Source organism: Brevundimonas sp. VNH65, from assembly GCF_049445955.1.
Classification (GTDB): Bacteria; Pseudomonadota; Alphaproteobacteria; order Caulobacterales; family Caulobacteraceae; genus Brevundimonas.
The window spans coordinates 178,395-199,776 of the sequence record NZ_JBMSDX010000001.1; the positions used below are offsets into that span (position 1 = coordinate 178,395).

A 21,382-nucleotide genomic window follows, 5' to 3' on the forward strand; every position below is an offset into this window, starting at 1 on the left:
CTCATGGGAGGATACGAGGCATGACCGTCAAAGGTTCGATCAGTGTAACCGCATTGGTGTTCGCCGGCGTTCTCGGGGCGACGCCGGCCCTGGCACAGCAAGCCGATCCCGGCGCGACCCAGGTCGAAGACATCATCGTCACGGCCACCAAGCGCGAGGAGCGGTTGATCGACGTGCCTGTCGCCGTCACCGCGGTCGGTGGCGAACAGCTGGAAAATTCCGGCGTGACGGATATCCGCGAGCTGACGGGTCTGGCGCCGAGCGTTCAGTTCCAGACGCCGGGCGGCGGGTCCGACTCCTCGGTGCGCATTCGCGGCGTAGGCACGACCTCCACCAATCCAGGTCTGGAATCCTCTGTCGGCGTGGTGATCGACGGCGTCGCCCGGGCGCGGACCGGGGTCGCCCTGTCCGAGCTCGGCGATCTGGAGCGGATCGAGGTGCTGCGTGGCCCGCAAGGCACCCTGTTCGGCCGCAACACCTCATCGGGCCTCATCAACGTCGTGACGCGCGCGCCCGACCCTTCTGCGGCGGCGGGACGGATCGAGGCGACCTACGGGGCGTTCAACAACGTCCGCTTCGGCGGCTACTACAATCTGCCTCTGTCTGACGACGCGGCGCTTCGGATCGAGGCGAGCCGTGAGACGCGCGACGGCTTCTATTCGGACGCCAACAGCGATGAAACGTTGGACAACATCGATCGCAGCTTCATTCGCGGCAAGCTGCTCTACGCGCCGAGCGAAAACGTGCGTTGGCTGTTCAGCGCCGACTACACCAAGCGGGAAGAGAACTGCTGCGTCGCCTTGCTGGCGATCGCCGGGCCGACATTCAATCTCGTCAACAGCCTGGCCGCCGCGCGCGGCGGCGGCATCGGATATCCGTCAACCGATCCCTTTGACCGCCAGGCGTCGAAGAACAACAATCGTCGCAATCAGGAAGACGTCACCGACTATGGCGTCTCGGCCCAAGGCGACTTCAACCTCGGGTGGGCGCAGCTGACCAGCATCACGGCGTTCCGGAGCTGGGAGGCCTGGCGGTCGCAGGACTTCGATCACTCGGGCGTCGATCTGGGCTTCTTTGCGCCGAACGGCCTGCATCAGGGATTTGACGTCTTCACCCAGGAATTCCGCCTGGCCGGAACCGCCGGTTCGCTCGACTGGCTGGTCGGCGCCTATTACTCGGACGAGAAGGTGCTCAACGACTCCGCGTACCGGATCGGCGCCGACCTGCCGCTGATGTATGGCGCCGCCAGCTTCAAGCCGGCGACCCTGGCCGCCTTCACGCCCGGGGACGGCGCCCGCGGCATCGGCAACCAGGACGGAACCGATCTGTCGATCTTCACCCACAACATCTGGCGGGTAACGGACAAGCTCAGCCTGACGGCTGGTCTGCGGTACACCAACAACGAAAAGTCGATCACCTATCGTGGTGAGAACTTCAATCCGGCCTGCGGCGTGGCGGTCGCCGGCGCCGACGCCCTCGGGACGGCGATCTTCTGCGCGGCGTTCTGGGACACGCGATTCAACGTCGCCGGCGACAGCGACTCGCGCTCGGAATCGGCAGTCACCGGCACCTTCAACGCGGGCTACAAGTTCAACGAAACTCTGAACTCCTATTTCTCGTATTCGCGAGGCTACAAGTCCGGCGGCTATAATTTCGACCGCGCCGGCTTCACCACGCCGGCGACCCCCAACGCCCGCGACCTGGCGTTCGTCGAGGAGACGGTGGACGCCTATGAACTTGGACTGAAGGGGGAGTTCTTCGACCGCTCCCTGCGCGCCAACTTCGCCGTCTTCCATCAGACGTTCGAGGGCTTTCAGCTGATCGAATACACCGGCGTCAGCTTCGTGGTGCGGAGCCTGTCCGAGGTGATCTCCAAGGGGGCGGAGCTGGAGTTGACATGGCGTCCTGTCGAAGGGCTGACGCTGACCAACGGCACGACCTACACCGACGCCTACTATCCCAACGTCACGGGCAACCGCACCTATGCCGGCAAGGAGATGGAGCAGTCTCCGGACTGGGTGAACGTCTCGTCCGCCACATGGGAGTTTCCGATCGGCGCCAGTCTGACGGGGGTCGCGTACATCGACGCGAGATACTCGTCGGAGTTCTTCACGGGCGGGTTTGATCCCAACCGGATCCAGAAGGCCTTCACCACCGCCAATGCCCGCTTCTCCCTGCGGTCGGTCGATGGAGGCTGGCAGGTCGACGTCTGGGGCCGAAACATCACCGACGAGGGCTACTACCGGCGCGTCATTCCCGCGACCTTCCAGGCCGGGTCCTATTCCGCCTTCCTCGGGGATCCGCGCACCTATGGCGTGACGCTGCGCAAGAATTTCTGAGACCGCAAAGATCCGTTCCTGGATCCACCTGCCCCGTCGCGAAAGCGGCGGGGCCTTCTTTTTCCCGTGTGCGCCGCTGGAAAAGAAAAAGGGCCGCTCCGAAGAGCGGCCCTCAGTCGTCGGGGAAGAACCGAATTCAGAGACCCATCTGGCGTCCGGCCAAGTCGCGAAGGATCTCCTCCGACCCGCCGCCGATGACGAAGATGCGGGCCTCGCGATAGATGCGTTCGACGCGGTTGCCGCCGGTGTAGGCGCGACCGCCCAGCACCTGAAGGCTTTCGCGGGCGCAATGCTCGAGCGTGGTGGTGGCCTGGATCTTCAGCATGGCAAGGTCGGCGATGACGTTCTCGCCGCGCTCGAAGCGCCAGACCAGAATGTCGAGGAAGGCATAGGCCGCTTTCAACCGCTGGATCATGTCGACGATCTTGTGCCGCATGGCCTGGTGGTCGACCAGCCGCTTGCCGAAGGTGTGGCGCTCGCGGGCGAAGGCGATGGCTTCGGCGACGCAGGTGCGTGTCATGGCCAGGGTGGCCGAGATGCCGCTGAACCGCTCGATGTTGAACTGGCCGGCCAAGCCGGCGAACCCGCGGTTCTCCTCGCCGATCAGGTTGGTGACCGGGACCTCGACGTTCTCGAACTTCAGCCAGCCGTTGTTCTTGTTGTACCATTGCAGGCCGGGCAGGGGGCCGCGGGTGACGCCCGCCCGATCGGTCTCGATCAACAGCATCGACAGACCGCCCATGCCGGGGCCGCCGGTGCGGACGGCCGTCAGCAGATAGTCGGCCTTCATGGCCCCCGAAATCAGGGTCTTGCCGCCATTGACCACGAACACGTCGCCGCGTCGTTCGGCCGTGGTGGTGAAGTTGGAAACGTCGGACCCGCCGCCGGGCTCGGTGACGGCGAAGGCGATCTTCTTCTCGCCGGCGAGAACGGGCCGGGCGACGCGGTCCAGCATCTCGGCCGTCCCGCCGTTGATGATCGGCGGCAGGGCGATCCAGGGGGTGGCCAGGTCGGCGAACACCACGCCGGAGCCCAGGCGGAAGAATTCCTCGGCGAAGAGGATCCGCTCATAAAGTCCGATGTCCTCGCCCGTGCCGCCGAGGTCCTCGCGGAACCCCATGCCCAGGATCCCGTCCTGGGCCGCCTGGACATACAGGCTGTCGGGGAAATCGGAGGCGGTATCCCAGTCGTCGAGATGCGGGGCGATATGGGTGTCGACGAAGTCGCGCAGCTTGGCGCGCCACGCGTCATGGGCCGGCGTCAGGAAGGGGCTGGGCGGTCGAAGCGCATCAAAATCCAGTGTGGTCGGCGTTCTGTCAGCCATGATCTATCCCCTGAGCGTTCCCTGTGCCCGCCGCTAACCGGCGTGGCTTGCGAAATGATACTAAAACCTCTCGCCAAGGGCTGCAATAATGGTATTCTAACGCAACCCACTATTTCTGTGCCGTCACAACAAGGAGCCTGACATGGGTTTCGAACGCACGGGCGCTGATCGCGCCGCCTTCTCCGCCGGCGCCGCCGAGGCGCCGATCCGCTATACGCTGGAAGCCAGCGACCATCCGTATCTGAACGGGGCGTGGACGCCGCAGCATGAAGAGCACACCGCCGAGGACATGCCGGTGATCGGGACCGTCCCGACCGACATCGACGGCGTTTATGTGCGCAACACCGAAAACCCGGTCCACACGCCGCTGGGTCGTTATCACCCGTTCGACGGCGACGGCATGATCCACGCGATCAGCTTCCGGGACGGCAAGGCGGCCTATCGCAACCGCTTCGTCCGCACCAAGGGCTTCCAGGCCGAGCAGGAGGCGGGTCGAGCCCTGTGGTCGGGCCTGGCCGAGCAGCCGTCGCGTTCGGAGAAGCCGGGCTGGGGGGCGCACGGCGGCCTGAAGGATTCGTCATCGACCGACGTCATCATCCACGCGGGATCGATCCTCTCGACCTTCTACCAGTGCGGCGAGGCCTATCGGCTGGATCCCTATACGCTGGAGCCGCTGGGCACGGACGACTGGTGCCCGCCCGAAGGCGTGTCGGCCCATCCCAAGGTGGACGAGAAGACCGGCGAACTGCTGTTCTTCAACTATTCGAAGCAGGCCCCCTACATGCATTATGGCGTGGTCGGGCCGGACAACCAGTTGAAGCATTTCACGCCCATCCCCCTGCCGGGGGCGCGCCTGCCGCACGACATGGCCTTCACGACCAACTGGTCGATCCTGAACGACTTCCCCCTGTTCTGGGAGGAGGAGCTGTTGCCCAAGGGCTATCATGTCGCGCGCTTCCATCCGGAGATGAAGTCGCGCTTCGGCCTGATCCCGCGCTATGGCACGGCCGATCAGATCCGCTGGTTCGAGGCCGAGCCGACCTATGTGCTGCACTTCCTGAACGCCTGGGAAGAGGGCGACGAGGTCGTGCTGGACGGGTATTTCCAGGACAACCCGGTGCCCAAGACCAGCCCGGACGCCTGGCCCGCCTATGAGCGGATCATGACCTTCCTCGACCAGAACATGCTGCAGCCCAAACTGCACCGCTGGCGCTTCAACCTGAAGACCGGCGAGACGAAGGAAGAGCGGCTGGACGACCGGGTGCTGGAGTTCGGCGTCATCAACAACCAGGTCGGCGGCACGCCCTATCGCTATGCCTACAGCGCCGTGTCCAAGCCGGGCTGGTTCCTGTTCACGGGCCTGGTCAAGCATGACCTGAAGACGGGTGATAGCCAGACGGTCGAGTTCGGACCGGAACGCTATGGCTCCGAGCCCTGTTTCGCGCCGCGTATCGGGGCGACGGATGAGGACGACGGCTATCTGATCACCTTCGTCACCGACATGAACGAGGACCGGTCTGAGTGCGTCATCTATGATGCGCAGAAGGCCGGCGATGGGCCGGTGGCGCGCATTATCCTGCCGGGGCGCATCTCCAGCGGGACCCACGCCACCTGGTCGCAGGGACCGACCATCCGGGCGGCGCGCGACGCCTCTCGTCCCGACCGGAACGCGGCCTGAAAGGAACACGCATGACCACCTATATCCTGGGCGGCTGGCAGTCTGACTTCGGGCGCAACTGGGCGCGCGAAGGCAAGGAGATCATCGACGGCTTCGGCGAGGCGGTGAACGGGACGCTGGCGGCGACGAACCTCGATCCCGAGGACATCGATGTCGGCCATGTCGGCAACTTCGTGGCCGACCTGTTCGTCGGCCAGGGGCTGCTGGGCGGCTTCTTCGCCCAGGCCGAGCCGAGGTTCCGCGATCTGCCGACGTCCCGGCATGAGGGCGCCTGCGCCTCGGGCAGTCTGGCTCTGCTGGCGGCCATGGCGGATATCGAGGCGGGCTACTACGGCACGGCCATGGTCCTGGGCATCGAGATGATGCGGAACGTGCCCGGCCAGACCGGAGCCGAGTATCTGGGCGCCGCCGCCTGGACCGGCCATGAGTTCGGCGAGGCCACCTATGTCTGGCCGCGCGCCTTCTCCAACCTGACCGAGGAATACGACCGGCGCTATGGGATCGACGAGGCGCACCTGCGCCGTATCGCCCAGATCAACTTCGACAACGCCAAGCGCAATCCGAACGCTCAGACCCGCAACTACGTCTTCTCGAACGCCAGCTTCACCGACGACGACGAGGCCAATCCGGTCATCGAAGGCCGGGTGCGCAAGACCGACTGCGGCCAGGTGACGGACGGCGCGGCCGGCATCGTCCTGGCGTCAGAGGAACGGGCGGCGGAATACGCCAGGGCGCGCGGGATCGCTCTGGAAAGCCTGCCGCGCATCAAGGGCTGGGGGCACCGGTCGGCGCCGATCCAGTATGCGACCAAGATCGAGAACAGCGCCGGTCAGGACTATGTCTTCCCGCATGTGAAGCGAGCCATAGACGAGGCGCGGACGCGGGCGGGCGTCGGCCTGTCGGACGTGGATGCGGTGGAGACCCACGACTGTTTCTCAATGACCGAATACATGGCCATCGACCATCTGGGTCTGACGGCGGCCGGCGAGAGCTGGAAGGCGGTCGAGGCGGGGGACATCGCCATGGGCGGGCGCCTGCCCATCAATCCGTCCGGCGGCCTGATCGGCCTGGGCCATCCGGTCGGCGCCACCGGCGTGCGGATGGCGCTGGACGCCTTCAAGCAGACGACGGGAACGGCCGGCGACTATCAGGTCGAGGGAGCGAAGCACGTCCAGACCCTCAACATCGGGGGATCGACGACGACGACGGTGAGCCTGCTGGTAGGGGTGTAGTCGTCGATTTCACTGAGGTTGAGCGACGCCGGGGAATTCGGAGACGAAATTTCGGCGACTTCGGCTAGGTCGGCGACTTCGGCGACCGGATCGACAGGCCCACGACCCCCATGGCGGCGATGCGTCCATCGGGCAGCACGACCCTGACATCGACCACGGCCTTGCGGGCGTCGCTGTAGGTCACGCGCCCCTCGGACGTCAGCCGGGCGCAGTCGCCCGGCACGGCGTTCAGATAGCGCATGGTGATGTCGGTCGAGAGCAGGGTCTCGCCTGGCTTCAGAATGGTCATCACGGCGCCGCCGCCGGCCATGTCGATCATGGCGGCGGTGACCCCGCCGTGCACCAGGCCGACGAAGTTGGAGTGGCCGGGATCGATGTCGCACACGACCCTGATCCAGCCGTCCCCGGCCTCGGCCACCACGCAGGACAGCCGGGTCAGGAAGCCGCCGACCGACAGTCCCATCTCGCGCCACTGTTCGACCATGTGACGGCCCGAGCGGGTCGCGTCGATGCGGAAGGCGACGGGCGCCACGACGCCGCCGGAGGCTTCGGCGTCACTCATGCGGCGCGGCGGGCGGCCACATCGGCGCGGGCGGCGAAGCGATCGAGGGCCATCGCATATTCGCCTTCCAGTCGCGCAACGATGTCGGCGACCGGTTCGATCCCGCGGACGGCGCCCAGGCCCTGGCCGGCGGCCCAGATGTCCTTCCAGCGCTTCTGATTCTGGCCGCCCGAATAGTCGCGGACAGCCGGGCCGCCGAGGTCGTCGGGGTCGAGACCGGCGGCGCGCAGGCTGGGCTTGAGCCAGGAGGCCGGGGTCCCGGTGACCGCCGCCGAGACCGTCAGGTCGTCAGGCCCGGCGTCCACCACCATCTGCTTGTACTCGGCCTGGGCCAGGCTTTCGGCGGCCGCCAGGAAACGGGTGCCCATGTAGACGAAGTCGGCGCCCGCCGCGACCGCACCGGCCACGCCCGCGCCGTCGCCGACGCCGCCGCCGACGGCGACATAGCCGTCGAAAAAGTCTCGCACGGCCGAGATGAAGGCGAAGGGCGACAGGTGTCCGGTGTGGCCGCCGGCGCCGGCGCTGACGCAGGCCAGACCGTCAACGCCGGCCTCGGCCGCCTTGCGCGCCAGGGTCATGTTGACGACGTCGGCGAAGACCAGGCCGCCGTAGGCCTTGACCGTCTCCATGACGGGGCGGGGCGACCCAAGGGCGGTGATCACCACGGGCGGCTTGTACTCGGCGACCAGGCGCAGGTCCTCGGCCAGGCGGACGTTGGTCGAGTGGGTGATCATGTTGGCGATCCACGGCCCGTCGCCGGGTTTCAGCGCGCCGGTGATCGTGCCCATCCACTGGTCCAGGTCGGCGCTGGTCCGGCAGTTGGGGGTGGGGAAGGCGCCGGCGATGCCCGCGCGGCAGGCGGCGATGACCATGTCCGGCCCGGAGACCAGGAACATGGGCGCGGCGAAAACCGGCAGGCGGAGGGAGGCGAACGGGGAGGCGGAGGCGGTCATGCGGACTCGGTCGTCTGGAACGTCTGGCGCAGATCCCGTTTCAGGATCTTGCCGACAGGATTGCGGGGGAGGGCGTCGATCGGCTCCAGCCGCTCGATCTGTTTGTAGACGGCCACCTGGCGCTCGCCGGTGAGGAAGGCGTTGAGCTCAGCCAGGGTGGCGCTCTGGTCGGGGCGGAAGACGACGAAGGCCGCCAGACGCTCGCCCAGGGTCGGATCGGGGGCGCCGACGACGGCGACCTCGGCCACGGCGGGATGGGCGGTCAAATGGCTCTCGATCTCTTCGGAGGAGATGTTCATGCCGCCGCGGATGATGATGTCCTTCAGGCGTCCGACGAAGCGGATGTGCTGCAGGCGGTCGCCGGCGTATTCGAACAGGTCGCCGGTGCGGAACCAGCCGTCGGCGTCGAAGGCCCGGGCGTTGATCTCGGGCGCGCGCCAGTAGCCGGAGAAGATGGTCGCGCCCTTGACCCGCAGCTCGCCGACGCGGCCGCCCTCGGTGATCTCCTGTTCCGTCTCGGGATCGACCAGGCGGGTGAAGATGCGGTCGTGCAGCTTGCAGGCCCATTTGAAGCCCTCGCCCAGACGGGGGAACAGGCTGGCGCGGTCGGCCGCCTCGGGCAGGTCCTTGAGGGCGGACGGAAAGGAGGCGCCCTCGTTCGAGCCGAAGTAGTTGACGATCTGCACGCCGTATTTCTCGTGGAAGCCGCGCACCATCCATTCGGACAGGGGGGCGGAGCCGGAGCCGATCGACTTCAGCCGCTGGAAGTCGATGCCCTGCAACATGGCCTCGTTCTGCAGCAGCAGGTTCAGCACGGCCGGCGGGGCGACGGTATAGTCGATCCGCTCCTCGCGGAGTTGTTGCAGCAGCACCTTGAGATCGAACGGGTGGTGCTGGATCAGGGCGCCGCCCAGCAGCAGCCAGCCGATCAGGGCGGTGGAGATGCCGCCCATATTAACCATCGGGAAGGGGTTCAAGAGGCGTGCGCCTGGCGCCAGGTCTGCGGCGTCGATGACCCCGTCGCCCATGATGATCCATTCATTGTGGCTGCGCGGCACCCCCTTGGGCTGGGCCTCGGTGCCGGAGGTCCAGCAGATGGTGACGATGTCGTCGGCGGTGACGGCCGCCTTCTTCCGGGCCTTCTGCGCGGCCATATGCTGGTCGCGGGTCACGCGATCCATCAGGGGTTCGAGGTCCAGCCCTCCCTCGGGACAGGTCTCGCCCAGGACGAAGACGTGCTTCAGGCTGGGGCAGCGGGTCTTGAGCCCGACCAGCATGTCGCCGTGCTTCTGCTTGCCGATGCGGTCGACCGTGATGGCGGCCACGGCGTCGGTCCTGTCGATGATGTAGGCAAGCTCGTGCTCGCGGTACTGGACGGGCGCGGGGCTAGAGATGATCCCCAGGCGCTGGCAGGCCAGATAGGCGATCGTCAGTTCGGCGATGTTGGGCAGCTGGATCACCACCACATCGTCCTTGCGGACGCCGTGGGCGGTCAGGACGGCGGCCAGCTGGCTGACGGCATGGCCGGTCTGGCGCCAGGTCAGGCGCTCGGCTTCGCCGCCGGTGATCTCCGGCATGTTCGGAGGGTCGATCAGGGCCTCGGCGTCGGGATGCGCCTTGAGGTGCTTCTGGAACAGGTCCTCCAGGGTGACGTCGCCCCACCACCCCCTGGCCTTCATTTCCCGGATGCGCGACTGCGGAACGACGATCATGGACGGTTCTCCCTGAAGGCGACGGACGATGGGGTCGACTGGTCGGGGAGAACCAGATCACGGACCTGGGTCCGCACCACCTTGCCTACCGGATTGCGGGGCAGGGCGTCGAGCAGGTGCAGACGTTTGGGGGTGCGGACGGGGCCGATGGCCTCGCGCACGAAGGCGCGGATCGAGGCGTCGTCGGCGAAGCCGGGGGTGACGGCCACAGCCGCCTCCAGACGTTCGCCCCAGACCTCGTCCTCGACCGCGAAGGCGCAGGCCTCGCGCACGGCCGGGTGGCGGTTCAGCGCCGCCTCGACCTCGCCCGGATAGACGTTGTAGCCGCCGGTGATGATCAGGTCTTTCGAGCGGCCGATCAGGGTCAGCAGACCGTCGGACGACAGGCGGCCGATGTCGCCGGTCTTGAGCCAGTCGCCGTGGCGCGAGGCGGCGGTCAGTTCGGGGGCGCCGAGATATTCGGTGCGGGCCAGGTCGCCGGCGACCACGATCTCGCCCTCGCCGTGGTCGTGTACAACGCCGGAGGCGTCCAGAACCGCCACCCGCGTGCCAGGAAAGGTGCGGCCGACCGAGGCGCGCAGGGCCGGGTCGGCCATCTCGGAGGGCGACAGACCGGCGATGGTCATGGGCGCTTCGGTCTGGCCGAACAGGGTGGAGATGACCGGACCGAAACGGGCGATGGCCTCGGCGATCCGGTCGGGCGACATGGGCGCCGCCGAATAGGTGATGTGGCGCAGGGCCGGGAAGTCGTCGGGCGCGAAGCTCGCCTCGGCCATCAGGAGGGCGATCAGGGTCGGGGGCATGAAGGCGACGCTGACCCGGCGTTTCAGCTCGGCCAGGATCGCCGCCCGGTCAGGCTCGGCCAGCAGGACATGGGCGCCGCCCGCCGCCAGCACCGGCAGGACATAGTGGGACGAACCGTGGGTCAGGGGGGCGACGGCCAGGTTCACGTCCTCGGCGGTGAAGCCGTAGAAGCCCGCCATCGAGTCCAGGGCGGCCCGGCCGCTGGCCTGGCTCTGGACCACCCCCTTGGGCACGCCGGTGGAGCCGCCGGTGAACTTCAGGGCGAAAGGGGCGGCAGGATCGTCGTGGATCGGCGGCAGGTCGGCGGCCCCTTCATCGAGATTTGGGGGCAGGTCGGCCAGCCAGTGCTCGAGCGGCAGGGGGCGGGCGCACACCCCGGCCGACGCGACCGAGGCGGCGTCATGGAGGGTCAGCACCGGCCTGGCCCGGGCCTGGAAGTCCGAGTTCAGCTGTGCGCCGTTGCGGGGATTGAGCGGGGTCCAGACGGCGCCGGCGCGCAGGATGGCCAGATAGGCGACGATGTGATCGGCGCTGTTGGCGGCGCACAGGCTGATGCGGTCGCCCCGACGGACGCCGCGCTGGATCAGGTCGGCGGCGGCGGCCTCGACCCGGTCGATCAGGTCGGCGTGGGTGAGGGTGGTGTCGCCGTCGATCAGGGCGGGGCGATCGGCCTTGGCGGCAAGGTTTTCGTAGACGGCGTGGATGGGGTGGGTCATGCGGCCCGCTCCAGAACCGTGACCACGGTCGCCGCCTCTTCAACACCGAGGAAGCCGCCGCCGTTCTCGGCCACGGCGATGCGGGCGTTCTCGACCTGACGCGGACCCGCCTCGCCGCGCAGTTGGGTGGTCAGTTCGTAGAGTTGCGCCAGTCCGGTGGCGCCGACCGGGTGACCCTTGGCGACCAGACCGCCCGAGGGATTGACCGGAGTGCGGCCGCCCAGGGCGAAGTCGCCGGTCGCCGCGCGGGCGCCGACGGTTCCCGGTTCGGCGAGGCCGAGGTTCTCGATCTGCTGCAACTCCGCGTAGCTGGTGGCGTCATGAACTTCGGCGACGTCGATGTCGGCGGGTGTGATCCCGGCCTGCTCATAGGCGGCGAGGGCGGCGCGGCGGCCGATGTGGTTCCCGAGGTCGGCCGGGGCGCGGGCGCCGGCGCTGACGAGGGCGCATCCCCGCACGCGAACGGCGCGGCCCGCGGCGCCCAGCTTCGCCAGACCGGCGGCTGAACACAGCACAACAGCAGAGGCGCCGTCGCTGACCGGGGCGCACATGGCGCGGGTGAAGGGGAAGACGACAGGCTTGTCGGCCAGCACCTGATCGACCGTCATCGGGGTGCGGTATTGGCTCAGCGGATTGTCGCGGGCGGCGGTGTGGTTCTTGGCCGCCAGTCGGGCGAAGTCGGCCTGGGTCGTGCCGTGGCGGGCCATGTGGGCGCGGGCCTGGGCGGCGTAGAGGTCCATGAAGAGGCTGCGACCGGGCCCGGGGTCCTCGCCGCCCATGGCCTTGATATAGGCGAGGACGCCCTCGCGGTCGTGGACGTCGGTTCCGCCCGCGAAGGCGGCGGCCACCCGGTCGGGCCGGTCGGGGAAGACCATCTTCTCGGCCCCGACGACCAGGGCGATGTCGCCCGCCCCGGCGCGCAGCCAGTGGATCGACTGAAGCAGGGCGGTCGAACCGGAGGCGCAGGCGTTCTCGACATTGACGACGGGTATGCCGGTCAGGCCGAGGGGACGCAGGGCGATCTGGCCGCGCACCGTGTTCTGGCCCTCCAGCATCGGTTGGCGGGTGTTGGAGAACCAGGCGGCCTGTATGTCGGCGACGCCGGCCCCGGCGTCGGCCAGGGCCGCCGTCACGGCCTCGGCCGTCAGGGATTTGACGCTGTCGGCCGGCCGCTTGCCGAAGGCGGTCATGGAGACCCCGGCGATGAAGACGTCCTGGCTCACCGGATCGGCCGTCGTCGCTGGACGATGCGGAAGCGCGAGGCGACGAAGGCCAGGTCGGCCAGACAGGCGTTGCCCGCCGGGTTCAGGCCTGTCACGTGATAGTCGCTGTAGGCGGCGGCGAAGTTGATCCACATCGCCCCGGTCAGATTGATCGACAGATTGGCGCCCGCCACCTCATAGGCCGGGGCGGCGCGGTCGATGAAATCGTCATCGGTCGAATAGAGGTAGGAGGAGATGGAGCCCTGCGTCCTGGCCAGCCAGGTCGCCTCGGTCACCGCGTCGTCGGAAGAGCGGCGGACCAGATAGAGGACGGGGCCGAACCGTTCCTCGGCATAGAGTTCGTAGTGGCCGTCGCTCTCCACCGCGATCACCAGAGGGGTCAGGGTGCGGGCGTCGGGGAATTGGGGGTGGGCGTAGGGGGCGGCCTCGCGCAGAACGCGGACGCCGGACCTGCCCTCGACCTCGGCGCGGGCGTCGCGCACGACCTTCAGACTGACCTCGCCCTGGATGGCGCCCATGATGCCCGCGGCCTGCGCCGGGTCGGCGGCGATGGCGTCGATCTGATCCACGATGGCGGCGGATATGGGCGCGAACAGGTCCGGGGCGATGTAGATGACCTGCGGGCTGGTGCACATCTGGGCCGAGAACAGGCTGGATGAGCGGGCCACGGCGCGGGCGACGGGCTGGACCTCGGCGACGCTGTCGATGACGACGGTGTTGACGCCGGCGGTCTCGGTGAACAGCAGCTTGTTCGTCACCGTCCGCTCCAGATGACCGCCGTAGCGGGGGCTGCCGGTGAAGTCGATGATCTGGACATCCGGGTGATCGACCAGCGTCTGGGCGACGGGCTCGGCCAGGGTGTCCACGGCCAGGGTCACGAGGTTGGGGTCGAAGCCGTGATCGGCCAGAACCTGACGGCAGGTCTCGACCACGATGGCCATCGGCAGGACGGCGATCGGGTGGGGTTTGACGATGACCGGATTGCCCGTCCCCAGACTGGCGAACATGGCCGGATAGGCGTTCCAGGTCGGGAAGGAGGCGCAGCAGATGACCAGACCGACGCCGCGCGGGACCAGGGTGTAGGTCTTCTCCAGCGCCACCGCCTCGCCGCCGAAGTCGCGGTGATACTGCGCGGTCGGGGCCACGTCGCGCATGGCCTTGGCGGCGTAGGCCAGGGCCTCGACGCCGCGATCCAGGGCATTGGGGCCGGAGCCGCTGAAGGCCTGGGTGTAGCTTTGTCCCGCGACGTGCATCACGGTGTGGACCATCTCGAAATTGCGGTCGTAGAGCCGCTGGCTCATCTCCAGACACAGGGCGAGCCGCAGCTCGGGATCGGCGACGCGCCAGTCGGTCCAGGCGGCGAGGGCGGCGTCGACCAGGACGTTCGGATCGCTGACGGTATAGCGAACGCCGAGGGGCTTGCCGGTGAAGGGCGAGACCTCCTCGCCCACCTCTCCGACCACGCCGGGCTGGCTGAGATCGAACAGGGTGTTCAGTCGCGCCTCGAAGGCGGCCTTGCCCTGCACCGGCTTGTCCGGGCCGTGGATCTTGGTCGAGGGGCTGTCGCGCCAGGGCGACCAGCTCTTGCGGGTCCGGACCGCCTCGATGGCGGCGTTCAAGGTCGCGGCGTGGCGGGCGACGACGTCCCTGCGGTCGTCCAGCTTGGTCGCGGAGCCCTCCATCACAATCCTCCGCGCACCCCGGCGAAGGCCGGGGTCCAGAATGCGAACACCAAGTCTTCAGCAACGGCCGGCACGGCGACCTCCCTGCGGTCCAGACCCTTGAGCTGGATCCCGGCCTTCGCCGGGATGCTCGGAGAGGGGGAGGAGCGATCCATCAGCCGAGCCGTTCGACGATCATGGCGGCGCCGACGCCTTGTGCGCCCGCGGCCGCGACCAGCCCATAGCGACCCTCGCAGGCGTCCAGGGCGTCGAGCAGGGAGGACAGCAGGATGCCGCCTGAGGCGCCCATGGGGTGCCCCTTGGCCATGTGACCGCCGCCGACATTGACCTTGTCCGGATCGATGTCCCGCTCGCGCAGGAACTTGACGATGGTGACGGCGAAGGCCTCCATGAATTCGATCCGGTCCATGTCGGCGAGCGTCAGCCCGGCCGTGGCCAGGGCCTTATCCATGGCCTCGAACCCGGCGGTCAGGGAGGCGGCGGGGTCGCCGCCTGCCTCGGCATAGGCGACGATCCGGGCGCGGGCGCCGGCCGCCTCGCCGGAGATCAGGGCGAGCGAAGCGCCGTCGCACATGGGCGGGGCGTGGGCGACGGTGTGGCGATGGTCGATGACCCGGCCGCCCAGGGCCTCGGCATATTGTTCGCCCAAAGGCGCGAACGCGGCGGGCATGGCCGCGAGGCTCTCGGCGGTGGTCGAGGCGCGGGCGGGTTCTTCCTTGTCGAGACCATTCAGCGGGATCCGCGACTTGACCAGGGGCGTGCCCTCGGCGGCGGCGGCGCGCTGCTGCGACGTCAGGGCGGCGGCGTCCATCTCCTCGCGGGTGACGCCGATGTCCTCGGCCAGACGGTCGGCGGCGACGACGACGGGGATGTATCGGGTGCGGGTCGGGAAATCCGGGTCCTCATAATAGTCGGCCTTGTCGCCCATGAAGGGGACGCGCGACATCATCTCCACCCCGCCGGCCAGGGCCGTCTTGACCCCGCCCGCCTCGACCATGTTCGCGGCCTGGCCGATCGCGGTGAGGCTGGAGACGCAGTAGTTGTTCAGGCTGAAGGCGAAGGCGGCGTCGGGAAGGCCGGCATGCAGCTTGGACACCAGGGCGACATTGGCCCCCTGGGCGCCGACCTGACCCACGGCGCCCAGGATCAGGGCGTCGGCGCGATGGGCGGCGCCGTCGTTGCGGGCGTCGATGGCGTCGATCAGGCCCGACACCAGCTCATGCGGCTTCAGCGAGGCCAGACCGCCGTCGGGGCGGGCCTTGGCGCGCGGGGTGCGGACGGCGTCGAGGATATAGGCGGTCATCGGGGATCTCCTCAGGCGGCCGTGCGGATCTGGTCGCCGGGCGCCCAGGTCCCATGGAAGCCAGCGGGCACGCGGGCGGGCAGCGGAATGCGGGCGACGGGGCCCGCCTCGAAGTCCCGGGCGTTCAGGACCTGGACCTCCGACGTTCCCTCGGCGGCGTCGGTGACGAAGACGATGACGTAGCCGTCGTCCTCCTCCACGGCCCCGACGCGCGGGGCGAAGGCGGGTTCCGAGCCGCCCATGCCGGGGGCGAACCGATGGGTCTGGGTCGCCCCCGTTCCGAGGTCGTACTTGTACAGGCCGTCGAACCGCTGCAACTGCTCGGGGGCCATGGAGACGTGGTAGGACCAGCGGGTCTTGCGGCCGGTGTAGTCCAGATTGACCACCGGGAACTCGCCGATGCGGTCGTCGAGGATGCGTTTCTTCACCTCGCCCGTGACCATGTTCATCCGCCATTCGACGGGCACGGCGTTCAGGGCCAGGACGTTGACCATGGCGGCATAGGGGCCATAGGCCGGATTGGGCGCGAAGCCGTTCGGCGTCATCATGCAGGCGGTCATGACCACCTCGTCGCCGTCCTCCCAGGAATTGACGACGTGATAGATGTAGCAGGTCTCGGTCTCGAACCAGCGGATCTGATCGCCCCGGCCGTTTTTCGGCACGACGCCGAAGCGGGCGGGCTGGTCGGCGACCTTGATCTGCCACTGGCTGTTGCGCAGGCCGCCTTCGGTGAAGACCACCGGCAGGTCGTGCAGGATGATGTAGTTCTCGGTCAGACCCATGTCGTGCGGCAGGCGCGGTCCGGGCAGGTCGACCTTCTGGAAGTTGGTCAGCTGGTTGTGGGCGTCCACGACGCCGAAGGTCATCCACGGCTCGTAGAGCGAATAGTCGAAGAAGCAGAACTCGCCGGTCTTTGGATCGACCTTGCCGTGGGCCGAGACGTGGCGGGGCAGGGCGCGGCCGAAGCTCTCGTCGCCGATCGTTTCGAGCGTCCGGGCGTCCACGCGCACCGGCTTGCCCGAGATGTACCAGAGGGCCATCAGCGAGCCGTTGTGGAAGACCAGGTCGGTGTTGGCCGTATCCTTGTAGACCAGGTCGCCGCGCGTCGAGCCGGCGCGCGCGCGGGCCGAGGGCAGCAGGACGCCGCCGGCGCCGATGTCGCGCCCGGCCCGCTCGGCCTGCAGGTCCGCCGTGCCGACCCAGCGGTTGCGGTATTCGGCCTTGCCGTTCTCGAAATAGATCGCGTGCACCATGCCGTCGCCGTCGAACCAGTGATGCAGGCCTTCCGGCGACTGGGCGGGATTGGGGCCGTTGCGCACAAAGGCGCCGTGCAGGTCGCGGGGTATCTCGCCGATGACCGGCAGGTCGAGGGCGGTCGTCTCGGCCGACACGGGCGCATAGAGCCCCTGAAGGTAGGGGTTCATCTCATTGACCCCGATCAGGGTCGTGTTGGGCAGTCGGGAGGCGAGGGTCGCGTCGTCGGCCATGAGTTTTCTCCGTTCGAGCGAGGTCAGGACACCGCGACGAGGCGCGGCGGATTATCATGCAGGAAGGCGTCGAAGGACGAGGTGCCGTCGGGCGGCAAGGTCCAGCCGTCCAGCGACAGGATCGGCCCGATGGCGCGGTCCAGATCCTCGACGGCCAGGTCTTCGGGGCGGTCGAAGGCGACGCCGGGGCCTTCGATACGCACGGCGCGCCGCACCTTGCCGGCTCCGGCCACCAGGGTCTCGCCGTTCAGGGTGCAGGCCTCGCTCATCAGCCAGCTCACGACCGGCGCCACATGTTCGGGGGGCAGGGCGGCGCCGATCTCGGCGCTGACGTATTTTTCGGTCATCCCGGTCAGGGCGTAGGGCGCCAGGGCGTTGGCGTGGACGCCGCGCGAGGCGCCTTCCAGGGCGATCACCCGCGCCAGGCCGATCAGGGCGGCCTTGGACGAGGAATAGGCCGCCATGCCGTGCACGCCGTAGAGCCCGGCCGCCGAGGTGGTGATCAGGATCCGACCGGCGCCCTGTTCGCGCATGTGGCGGTAGATCGGCAGGGTGACGCTGACGGTGCCGAAGTAGTTGATCTCGAACACCGACCGGATTTCGGACAGGGTCTGTTTGTGCAGGGTCCTGGCCTCGGGCGCGCCGGCGTTGTTCACCAGGCCGTCGATCCGGCCGAAGCCGTCCAGCGCGGCCTGGAGCAGGCGATCCCCGGCGTCATCGGCCTCGACCGCCAGGGGGCAGGCGATCGCCCGTCCGCCCGCCGCCGTGATCTGGTCGACGACGCTTTCGGCCGACGCCGGGCCGCCCGACGCCCGTGGGCGCGTGTTCACCACGACGGACGCCCCGCGCGCCGCGAGGTCCAGCGCATAGGCCAGGCCCAGGCCCCGCCCGGCGCCGGTCACCACGATGACGCGCCCCTCAAGCGAGCGATCGCCCATGCCGTTTCTCCCACGCAACACCGCCATTCGGCTTTCGTAAAAAGACTTGCAGAAGTGGTCCGTTGGTGCAAGCTTCTCTTTGCAACGTCAAGTCCGGCCAACGGAAGACGGCGTCCCGGGGAGGGAAATCAGGAATGAAACGGATCCACGCCACAGCCGCGTCCGCAGCGACGCTCATGCTCGCCGCCGGCCTCGCCGCGCCGGCCCAGGCTCAACAGACGCCTCAGGATGACCCAGCGACCATGCTGGACGAGGTCATCGTCACGGCCCAAAGGCGCGAACAGTCGCTTCAGGAGGTGCCGGTGGCCATCACCGCCTTCGGGGCCGAGACCCTGGAGCGCACGGCCGCGACGGGTATTCAGGACATCGTCGGCAAGGCGCCCGGCGTGACCCTGACCCAGTTCAATATCGGCGAGCCGCAGGTCTATATCCGCGGCGTCGGCACCACGAGCGATTCGGCCGCCAGCGACCCCTCGATCGGCGTTTCCATCGACGAGGTTTCGATCGGCCGGGCGGGCGCCAGCGCCCTGGCCTTCCTCGACATCCAGCGCGTCGAGGTGCTGCGCGGGCCGCAGGGGACGCTGTACGGCCGCAACGCCTCGGGCGGGGCGCTGAACATCTACACCAACCGGCCAGCCTTCGAGGACACCACCAGCCTGACAGCCCGCGCCGGCAGCTTCGGCGAATACGGCGTCGAGGGCGTGATCAACCGGGTGATGGACGAGAACACGGCCGGGCGCCTGGCGTTCCGCTACACCACCAATGACGGTTATGCCGAACATGTGCCGACCGGCGAAGGTCTCGAGGGCGGAACGTCCTGGGGCTTGCGCGGGACGGTCCTGCATACGACCGGACCGTGGAAGTTCGTGGTGGGCCTCGATTATTCCGAGGACGACATGGACGGCCACGCCCGGATCCCGGTGACCACGGCGTCCACCGCCCCGGCGTTCGTCGCCCTGATCAACAGCCTGCGCAGCGGCCTGGACGTGCGCCAGAGCTATTCGTCGCCGGACAACTATCAGCGGCGCACCAACTACGGCGTCACGGCCCGTGTCGAGCGTGAGGCGGAGGCGTTCGATTTCACCTCCCTGACCTCCTATCGCGACAACAACTACAGCTGGCGTGACAACCTGGGCGGCCTGCCGTTCCCGGGCTTCCCCTTGATGATCGACGACCGCGCCAATGAGGAGGCCAGCCAGTTCAGCCAGGAGTTCCGCCTGACGTCCAAGCCGGGGTCGACCATCAACTGGGTCGCCGGGGTCTATGGCTTCAAGGAGAAGGTGCGGCGGGGCGAGCGTTTCATCGTCAACGCCGCCCTGCCGATCGCGCCGCCGAACTTCGGCGGGGACGTCGACTTCCTGCAGAACGGGACCAACACCAGCTACGCCGTGTTCGGCCAGGCAAACATCCCGTTCGCCCAGATCTGGGAGCTGACCCTCGGCGCCCGCTGGACCCACGACAGTCGCGAGATCACCCAGGTGGCGATCGACAACGACCGGGGCGCCAGTCCGCCCGCCGGCATTCCCCTTGGGCCGGGCGGCGCGCCGTACACCGCCGCGGGCGATGCGACGTTCGAGGAGCCGACCTGGAAGGTGGCCCTGGCGGTCGAGCCCCTGCCCGACGTGCGCCTCTACGCCAGCTATGATCGGGGCTACAAGGCCGGGTCGTTCGTCTCGACCGCCCAGAGCGCGCTGCAGGCCTCCACGCCGATCCGTTCCGAGCTGCTGGACAACTATGAGTTGGGTCTGAAGTCCACGGTTCTGGGCGGCCGGTTGCGGTTCAACGCGGCGGCCTTCTGGCTGGATTACCAGGATCTGCAGGTCTACGAACTGCTGGGCCTGAACCTGGTGACGTCCAACGCCTCGGCCGAGGTCAACGGCTTCGAGATCGAGACGGCCCTGGCCGTCAGCTCCAACATCACGATCGGCGGCTCCTATACGAGCCTGGACGCCAAATACACGTCCAACGCCGTGTCGGGGGCGCAGGTCCTGCCCTACAACGGTCTGACCCTGCCGCGGTCGCCGGACAGCCAGTACACCCTGTACATCGACAGCGAATGGGACGTCGCCGGGGGCGTTCTGGCGGCCCGCGCCGACTATCAGTGGCAGGACGACTTCTTCTTCGACCCGTCGAACAATCCGGAAGTCCTGTCGCCAGCCCACGGCCTGGCCAGCGCCTATCTGTCCTATGAGACGGCGGGCGGGCTGAAGCTGGCCGTCTACGGCAAGAACCTCGGCGACGAGGAGTACCAGACCCACATCATCAAGAATGTGGGGATCGGCTTCAGCGTGTTCGGCGCGCCCCGGTCGTTCGGGGTCAGCCTGTCGCAACGCTTCTGACGTCAGCCGGCCGGATCAGGCGGCGCCGGGTTCGCCCGGCGCCGTCGTCGATTCCACCTCCCAGCGGATGTCGCGCGGGTCCAGGGCGCGGCCCGTGGCGAGATCGCAGACGACGGCGCGGATCGGCTCGCCGGTTTCGGCGTCGATCAGGTGCAGCGGCGCGCCGTCCGGGCACAGCCAGCGCTCGCTCCAGCCGTGCATGGCCATGATGATCGGGAACAGGTCCAGTCCGGCGTCGGTCAGGCGGTATTCGAAGCGCGGCGGAGCCTTCTGGTACAACTCCTTGCGCAACACGCCGTGCAGCACGAGACGGTTCAGGCGATCGGCGAGAATATTGGTGGCGACGCCCAGGGCCTCGTGAATCTCGTCGAAGCGGCGCAGGCGGAAGAAGGCGGCCGCCAGCACCGCCCAGCTCCAGTAGTCGCCCATGATGTCCGTCGACCGGTCGATGATCGGGCGATCAGTCTCCACCGGCTGGGTGCGGCGACGACGGCTGGTCGGAGGCGGAATGGGCACGAGCCCTTCGTCCGCTTCCCAGCGGACGTGGCGGGGATCGACGGGGTGGCCGCGCTCATGATCGAAGATCGCCGGGGTGACCCGCTCGCCCGTCTTGCGGTCGAAGAAGGACAGCCGATACCGTTCCTGAAGCGGCGAGCGGGCCCATTTCCGTTCCCACTGACCCTGCATGACGGCGACGCCGAACATGTCCAGCCCCATCTCGGTCAGCCGGTATTCCATCCGCGTCGCCGATCCGGGAGCGCCGCGCTGTTCCAGAAGACCGGAGGAGACCAGGCGATTCAGCCGGTCGGTCAGGACGCTGCGGGGAATGCCCAGGCGCTCGCGCCACACCGAAAAGCGTCGTGCGCCGTAAAAGGCCTCGCGCAGGATCAACTGGGTCCAGGCGTCGCCGGTGATGGCGAAGGCGCGCGCCGTCGGATTGCCCATGATCAGGTCGCGGGTGGAGGGCGCTGCGGCGGCCGGGGTCGCCGATTCGGTCGGGGCGTCAGTCACCGACGCCTTTTACGGTCTTTTACAGCAAGGGGAAACCGAGGCCGTTCGGCGTCCGATAAATCCTGATTTGCAAGTTACG

General features: G+C 68.1%; 16 protein-coding genes. 4 read left to right on the plus strand and 12 right to left on the minus strand.

What is annotated here, in order from left to right:
* The first annotated feature begins 20 nt into the window (after nucleotides 1–20).
* Nucleotides 21–2,339 (plus strand): TonB-dependent receptor, encoded by a 2,319-nt coding sequence (locus ACO2Q1_RS00890; RefSeq protein ID WP_423327658.1) that lies wholly within the window; start codon nucleotides 21–23, stop codon nucleotides 2,337–2,339.
* Between the two features lie 136 nt (nucleotides 2,340–2,475).
* Here ACO2Q1_RS00890 and ACO2Q1_RS00895 read toward each other — a convergent pair whose 3' ends face one another.
* On the minus strand, nucleotides 2,476–3,663 hold the full coding sequence (locus tag ACO2Q1_RS00895) for an acyl-CoA dehydrogenase family protein (protein ID WP_423327659.1): 1,188 nt from the start codon (nucleotides 3,661–3,663) through the stop codon (nucleotides 2,476–2,478).
* A gap of 142 nt (nucleotides 3,664–3,805) precedes the next feature.
* Here ACO2Q1_RS00895 and ACO2Q1_RS00900 point away from each other — a divergent pair, with 142 nt between their 5' ends.
* Nucleotides 3,806–5,341 (plus strand): carotenoid oxygenase family protein, encoded by a 1,536-nt coding sequence (locus tag ACO2Q1_RS00900; protein WP_423327660.1) that lies wholly within the window; start codon nucleotides 3,806–3,808, stop codon nucleotides 5,339–5,341.
* A gap of 11 nt (nucleotides 5,342–5,352) precedes the next feature.
* Nucleotides 5,353–6,573, plus strand: coding sequence for an acetyl-CoA acetyltransferase (locus ACO2Q1_RS00905; RefSeq protein ID WP_423327661.1), 1,221 nt, complete (start codon nucleotides 5,353–5,355; stop codon nucleotides 6,571–6,573).
* A gap of 64 nt (nucleotides 6,574–6,637) precedes the next feature.
* Here ACO2Q1_RS00905 and ACO2Q1_RS00910 read toward each other — a convergent pair whose 3' ends face one another.
* The 10 genes from ACO2Q1_RS00910 to ACO2Q1_RS00955 are packed head-to-tail and all read right to left on the minus strand — an operon-like array spanning nucleotide 6,638 to nucleotide 17,953.
* Entirely contained in the window at nucleotides 6,638–7,135 is a 498-nt protein-coding gene (locus tag ACO2Q1_RS00910; protein ID WP_423327662.1) for a PaaI family thioesterase, read from the minus strand.
* Complete coding sequence (locus ACO2Q1_RS00915) at nucleotides 7,132–8,088, minus strand: NAD(P)H-dependent flavin oxidoreductase (protein ID WP_423327663.1); 957 nt, start codon at nucleotides 8,086–8,088, stop codon at nucleotides 7,132–7,134. Before ACO2Q1_RS00915 ends, ACO2Q1_RS00910 begins: the two co-directional genes overlap by 4 nt.
* On the minus strand, nucleotides 8,085–9,800 hold the full coding sequence (locus tag ACO2Q1_RS00920) for a class I adenylate-forming enzyme family protein (protein WP_423327664.1): 1,716 nt from the start codon (nucleotides 9,798–9,800) through the stop codon (nucleotides 8,085–8,087). The genes ACO2Q1_RS00915 and ACO2Q1_RS00920 overlap by 4 nt, the downstream gene beginning before the upstream one ends.
* Complete coding sequence (locus ACO2Q1_RS00925) at nucleotides 9,797–11,320, minus strand: class I adenylate-forming enzyme family protein (protein WP_423327665.1); 1,524 nt, start codon at nucleotides 11,318–11,320, stop codon at nucleotides 9,797–9,799. The genes ACO2Q1_RS00920 and ACO2Q1_RS00925 overlap by 4 nt, the downstream gene beginning before the upstream one ends.
* Nucleotides 11,317–12,543: a thiolase family protein gene (locus ACO2Q1_RS00930; RefSeq protein WP_423327666.1), complete on the minus strand. Its 1,227-nt coding sequence runs from the start codon at nucleotides 12,541–12,543 to the stop codon at nucleotides 11,317–11,319. Before ACO2Q1_RS00930 ends, ACO2Q1_RS00925 begins: the two co-directional genes overlap by 4 nt.
* A complete protein-coding gene (locus ACO2Q1_RS00935; RefSeq protein ID WP_423327667.1) occupies nucleotides 12,540–14,225 on the minus strand; it encodes an aldehyde dehydrogenase family protein in 1,686 nt (561 codons plus the stop codon). The genes ACO2Q1_RS00930 and ACO2Q1_RS00935 overlap by 4 nt, the downstream gene beginning before the upstream one ends.
* On the minus strand, nucleotides 14,225–14,380 hold the full coding sequence (locus ACO2Q1_RS00940) for a hypothetical protein (protein WP_423327668.1): 156 nt from the start codon (nucleotides 14,378–14,380) through the stop codon (nucleotides 14,225–14,227). Before ACO2Q1_RS00940 ends, ACO2Q1_RS00935 begins: the two co-directional genes overlap by 1 nt.
* Nucleotides 14,380–15,528: an acetyl-CoA C-acyltransferase gene (locus ACO2Q1_RS00945; RefSeq protein WP_423327669.1), complete on the minus strand. Its 1,149-nt coding sequence runs from the start codon at nucleotides 15,526–15,528 to the stop codon at nucleotides 14,380–14,382. The genes ACO2Q1_RS00940 and ACO2Q1_RS00945 overlap by 1 nt, the downstream gene beginning before the upstream one ends.
* Nucleotides 15,529–15,539: 11 nt before the next feature.
* Nucleotides 15,540–17,015 carry a carotenoid oxygenase family protein gene (locus tag ACO2Q1_RS00950; RefSeq protein ID WP_423327670.1) on the minus strand — a complete coding sequence of 492 codons (1,476 nt, stop codon included), beginning with the start codon at nucleotides 17,013–17,015 and terminating at the stop codon, nucleotides 15,540–15,542.
* A 23-nt stretch (nucleotides 17,016–17,038) separates the two neighbouring features.
* Nucleotides 17,039–17,953: an SDR family NAD(P)-dependent oxidoreductase gene (locus ACO2Q1_RS00955; RefSeq protein WP_423327671.1), complete on the minus strand. Its 915-nt coding sequence runs from the start codon at nucleotides 17,951–17,953 to the stop codon at nucleotides 17,039–17,041.
* Nucleotides 17,954–18,087: 134 nt separating this feature from the next.
* Here ACO2Q1_RS00955 and ACO2Q1_RS00960 point away from each other — a divergent pair, with 134 nt between their 5' ends.
* Nucleotides 18,088–20,292: a TonB-dependent receptor gene (locus ACO2Q1_RS00960; RefSeq protein ID WP_423327672.1), complete on the plus strand. Its 2,205-nt coding sequence runs from the start codon at nucleotides 18,088–18,090 to the stop codon at nucleotides 20,290–20,292.
* Nucleotides 20,293–20,307: 15 nt separating this feature from the next.
* On the opposite strand, the gene ACO2Q1_RS00965 is transcribed toward ACO2Q1_RS00960, so the two are convergent.
* The gene (locus ACO2Q1_RS00965) at nucleotides 20,308–21,303 is read right to left on the minus strand and encodes a winged helix-turn-helix transcriptional regulator (protein ID WP_423327673.1); all 996 of its coding nucleotides are present in this window, start codon (nucleotides 21,301–21,303) and stop codon (nucleotides 20,308–20,310) included.
* Between the last annotated feature and the right edge of the window lie 79 nt (nucleotides 21,304–21,382).

Coding starts and splice junctions, on each gene's coding strand:
- ACO2Q1_RS00890 (WP_423327658.1), top strand. CDS start 21: ATGACCGTCAAAGGTTCGATCAGTGTAACCGCATTGGTGTTCGCCGGC.
- ACO2Q1_RS00895 (WP_423327659.1), bottom strand. CDS start 3,663: ATGGCTGACAGAACGCCGACCACACTGGATTTTGATGCGCTTCGACCG.
- ACO2Q1_RS00900 (WP_423327660.1), top strand. CDS start 3,806: ATGGGTTTCGAACGCACGGGCGCTGATCGCGCCGCCTTCTCCGCCGGC.
- ACO2Q1_RS00905 (WP_423327661.1), top strand. CDS start 5,353: ATGACCACCTATATCCTGGGCGGCTGGCAGTCTGACTTCGGGCGCAAC.
- ACO2Q1_RS00910 (WP_423327662.1), bottom strand. CDS start 7,135: ATGAGTGACGCCGAAGCCTCCGGCGGCGTCGTGGCGCCCGTCGCCTTC.
- ACO2Q1_RS00915 (WP_423327663.1), bottom strand. CDS start 8,088: ATGACCGCCTCCGCCTCCCCGTTCGCCTCCCTCCGCCTGCCGGTTTTC.
- ACO2Q1_RS00920 (WP_423327664.1), bottom strand. CDS start 9,800: ATGATCGTCGTTCCGCAGTCGCGCATCCGGGAAATGAAGGCCAGGGGG.
- ACO2Q1_RS00925 (WP_423327665.1), bottom strand. CDS start 11,320: ATGACCCACCCCATCCACGCCGTCTACGAAAACCTTGCCGCCAAGGCC.
- ACO2Q1_RS00935 (WP_423327667.1), bottom strand. CDS start 14,225: ATGGAGGGCTCCGCGACCAAGCTGGACGACCGCAGGGACGTCGTCGCC.
- ACO2Q1_RS00940 (WP_423327668.1), bottom strand. CDS start 14,380: ATGGATCGCTCCTCCCCCTCTCCGAGCATCCCGGCGAAGGCCGGGATC.
- ACO2Q1_RS00945 (WP_423327669.1), bottom strand. CDS start 15,528: ATGACCGCCTATATCCTCGACGCCGTCCGCACCCCGCGCGCCAAGGCC.
- ACO2Q1_RS00950 (WP_423327670.1), bottom strand. CDS start 17,015: ATGGCCGACGACGCGACCCTCGCCTCCCGACTGCCCAACACGACCCTG.
- ACO2Q1_RS00955 (WP_423327671.1), bottom strand. CDS start 17,953: ATGGGCGATCGCTCGCTTGAGGGGCGCGTCATCGTGGTGACCGGCGCC.
- ACO2Q1_RS00960 (WP_423327672.1), top strand. CDS start 18,088: ATGAAACGGATCCACGCCACAGCCGCGTCCGCAGCGACGCTCATGCTC.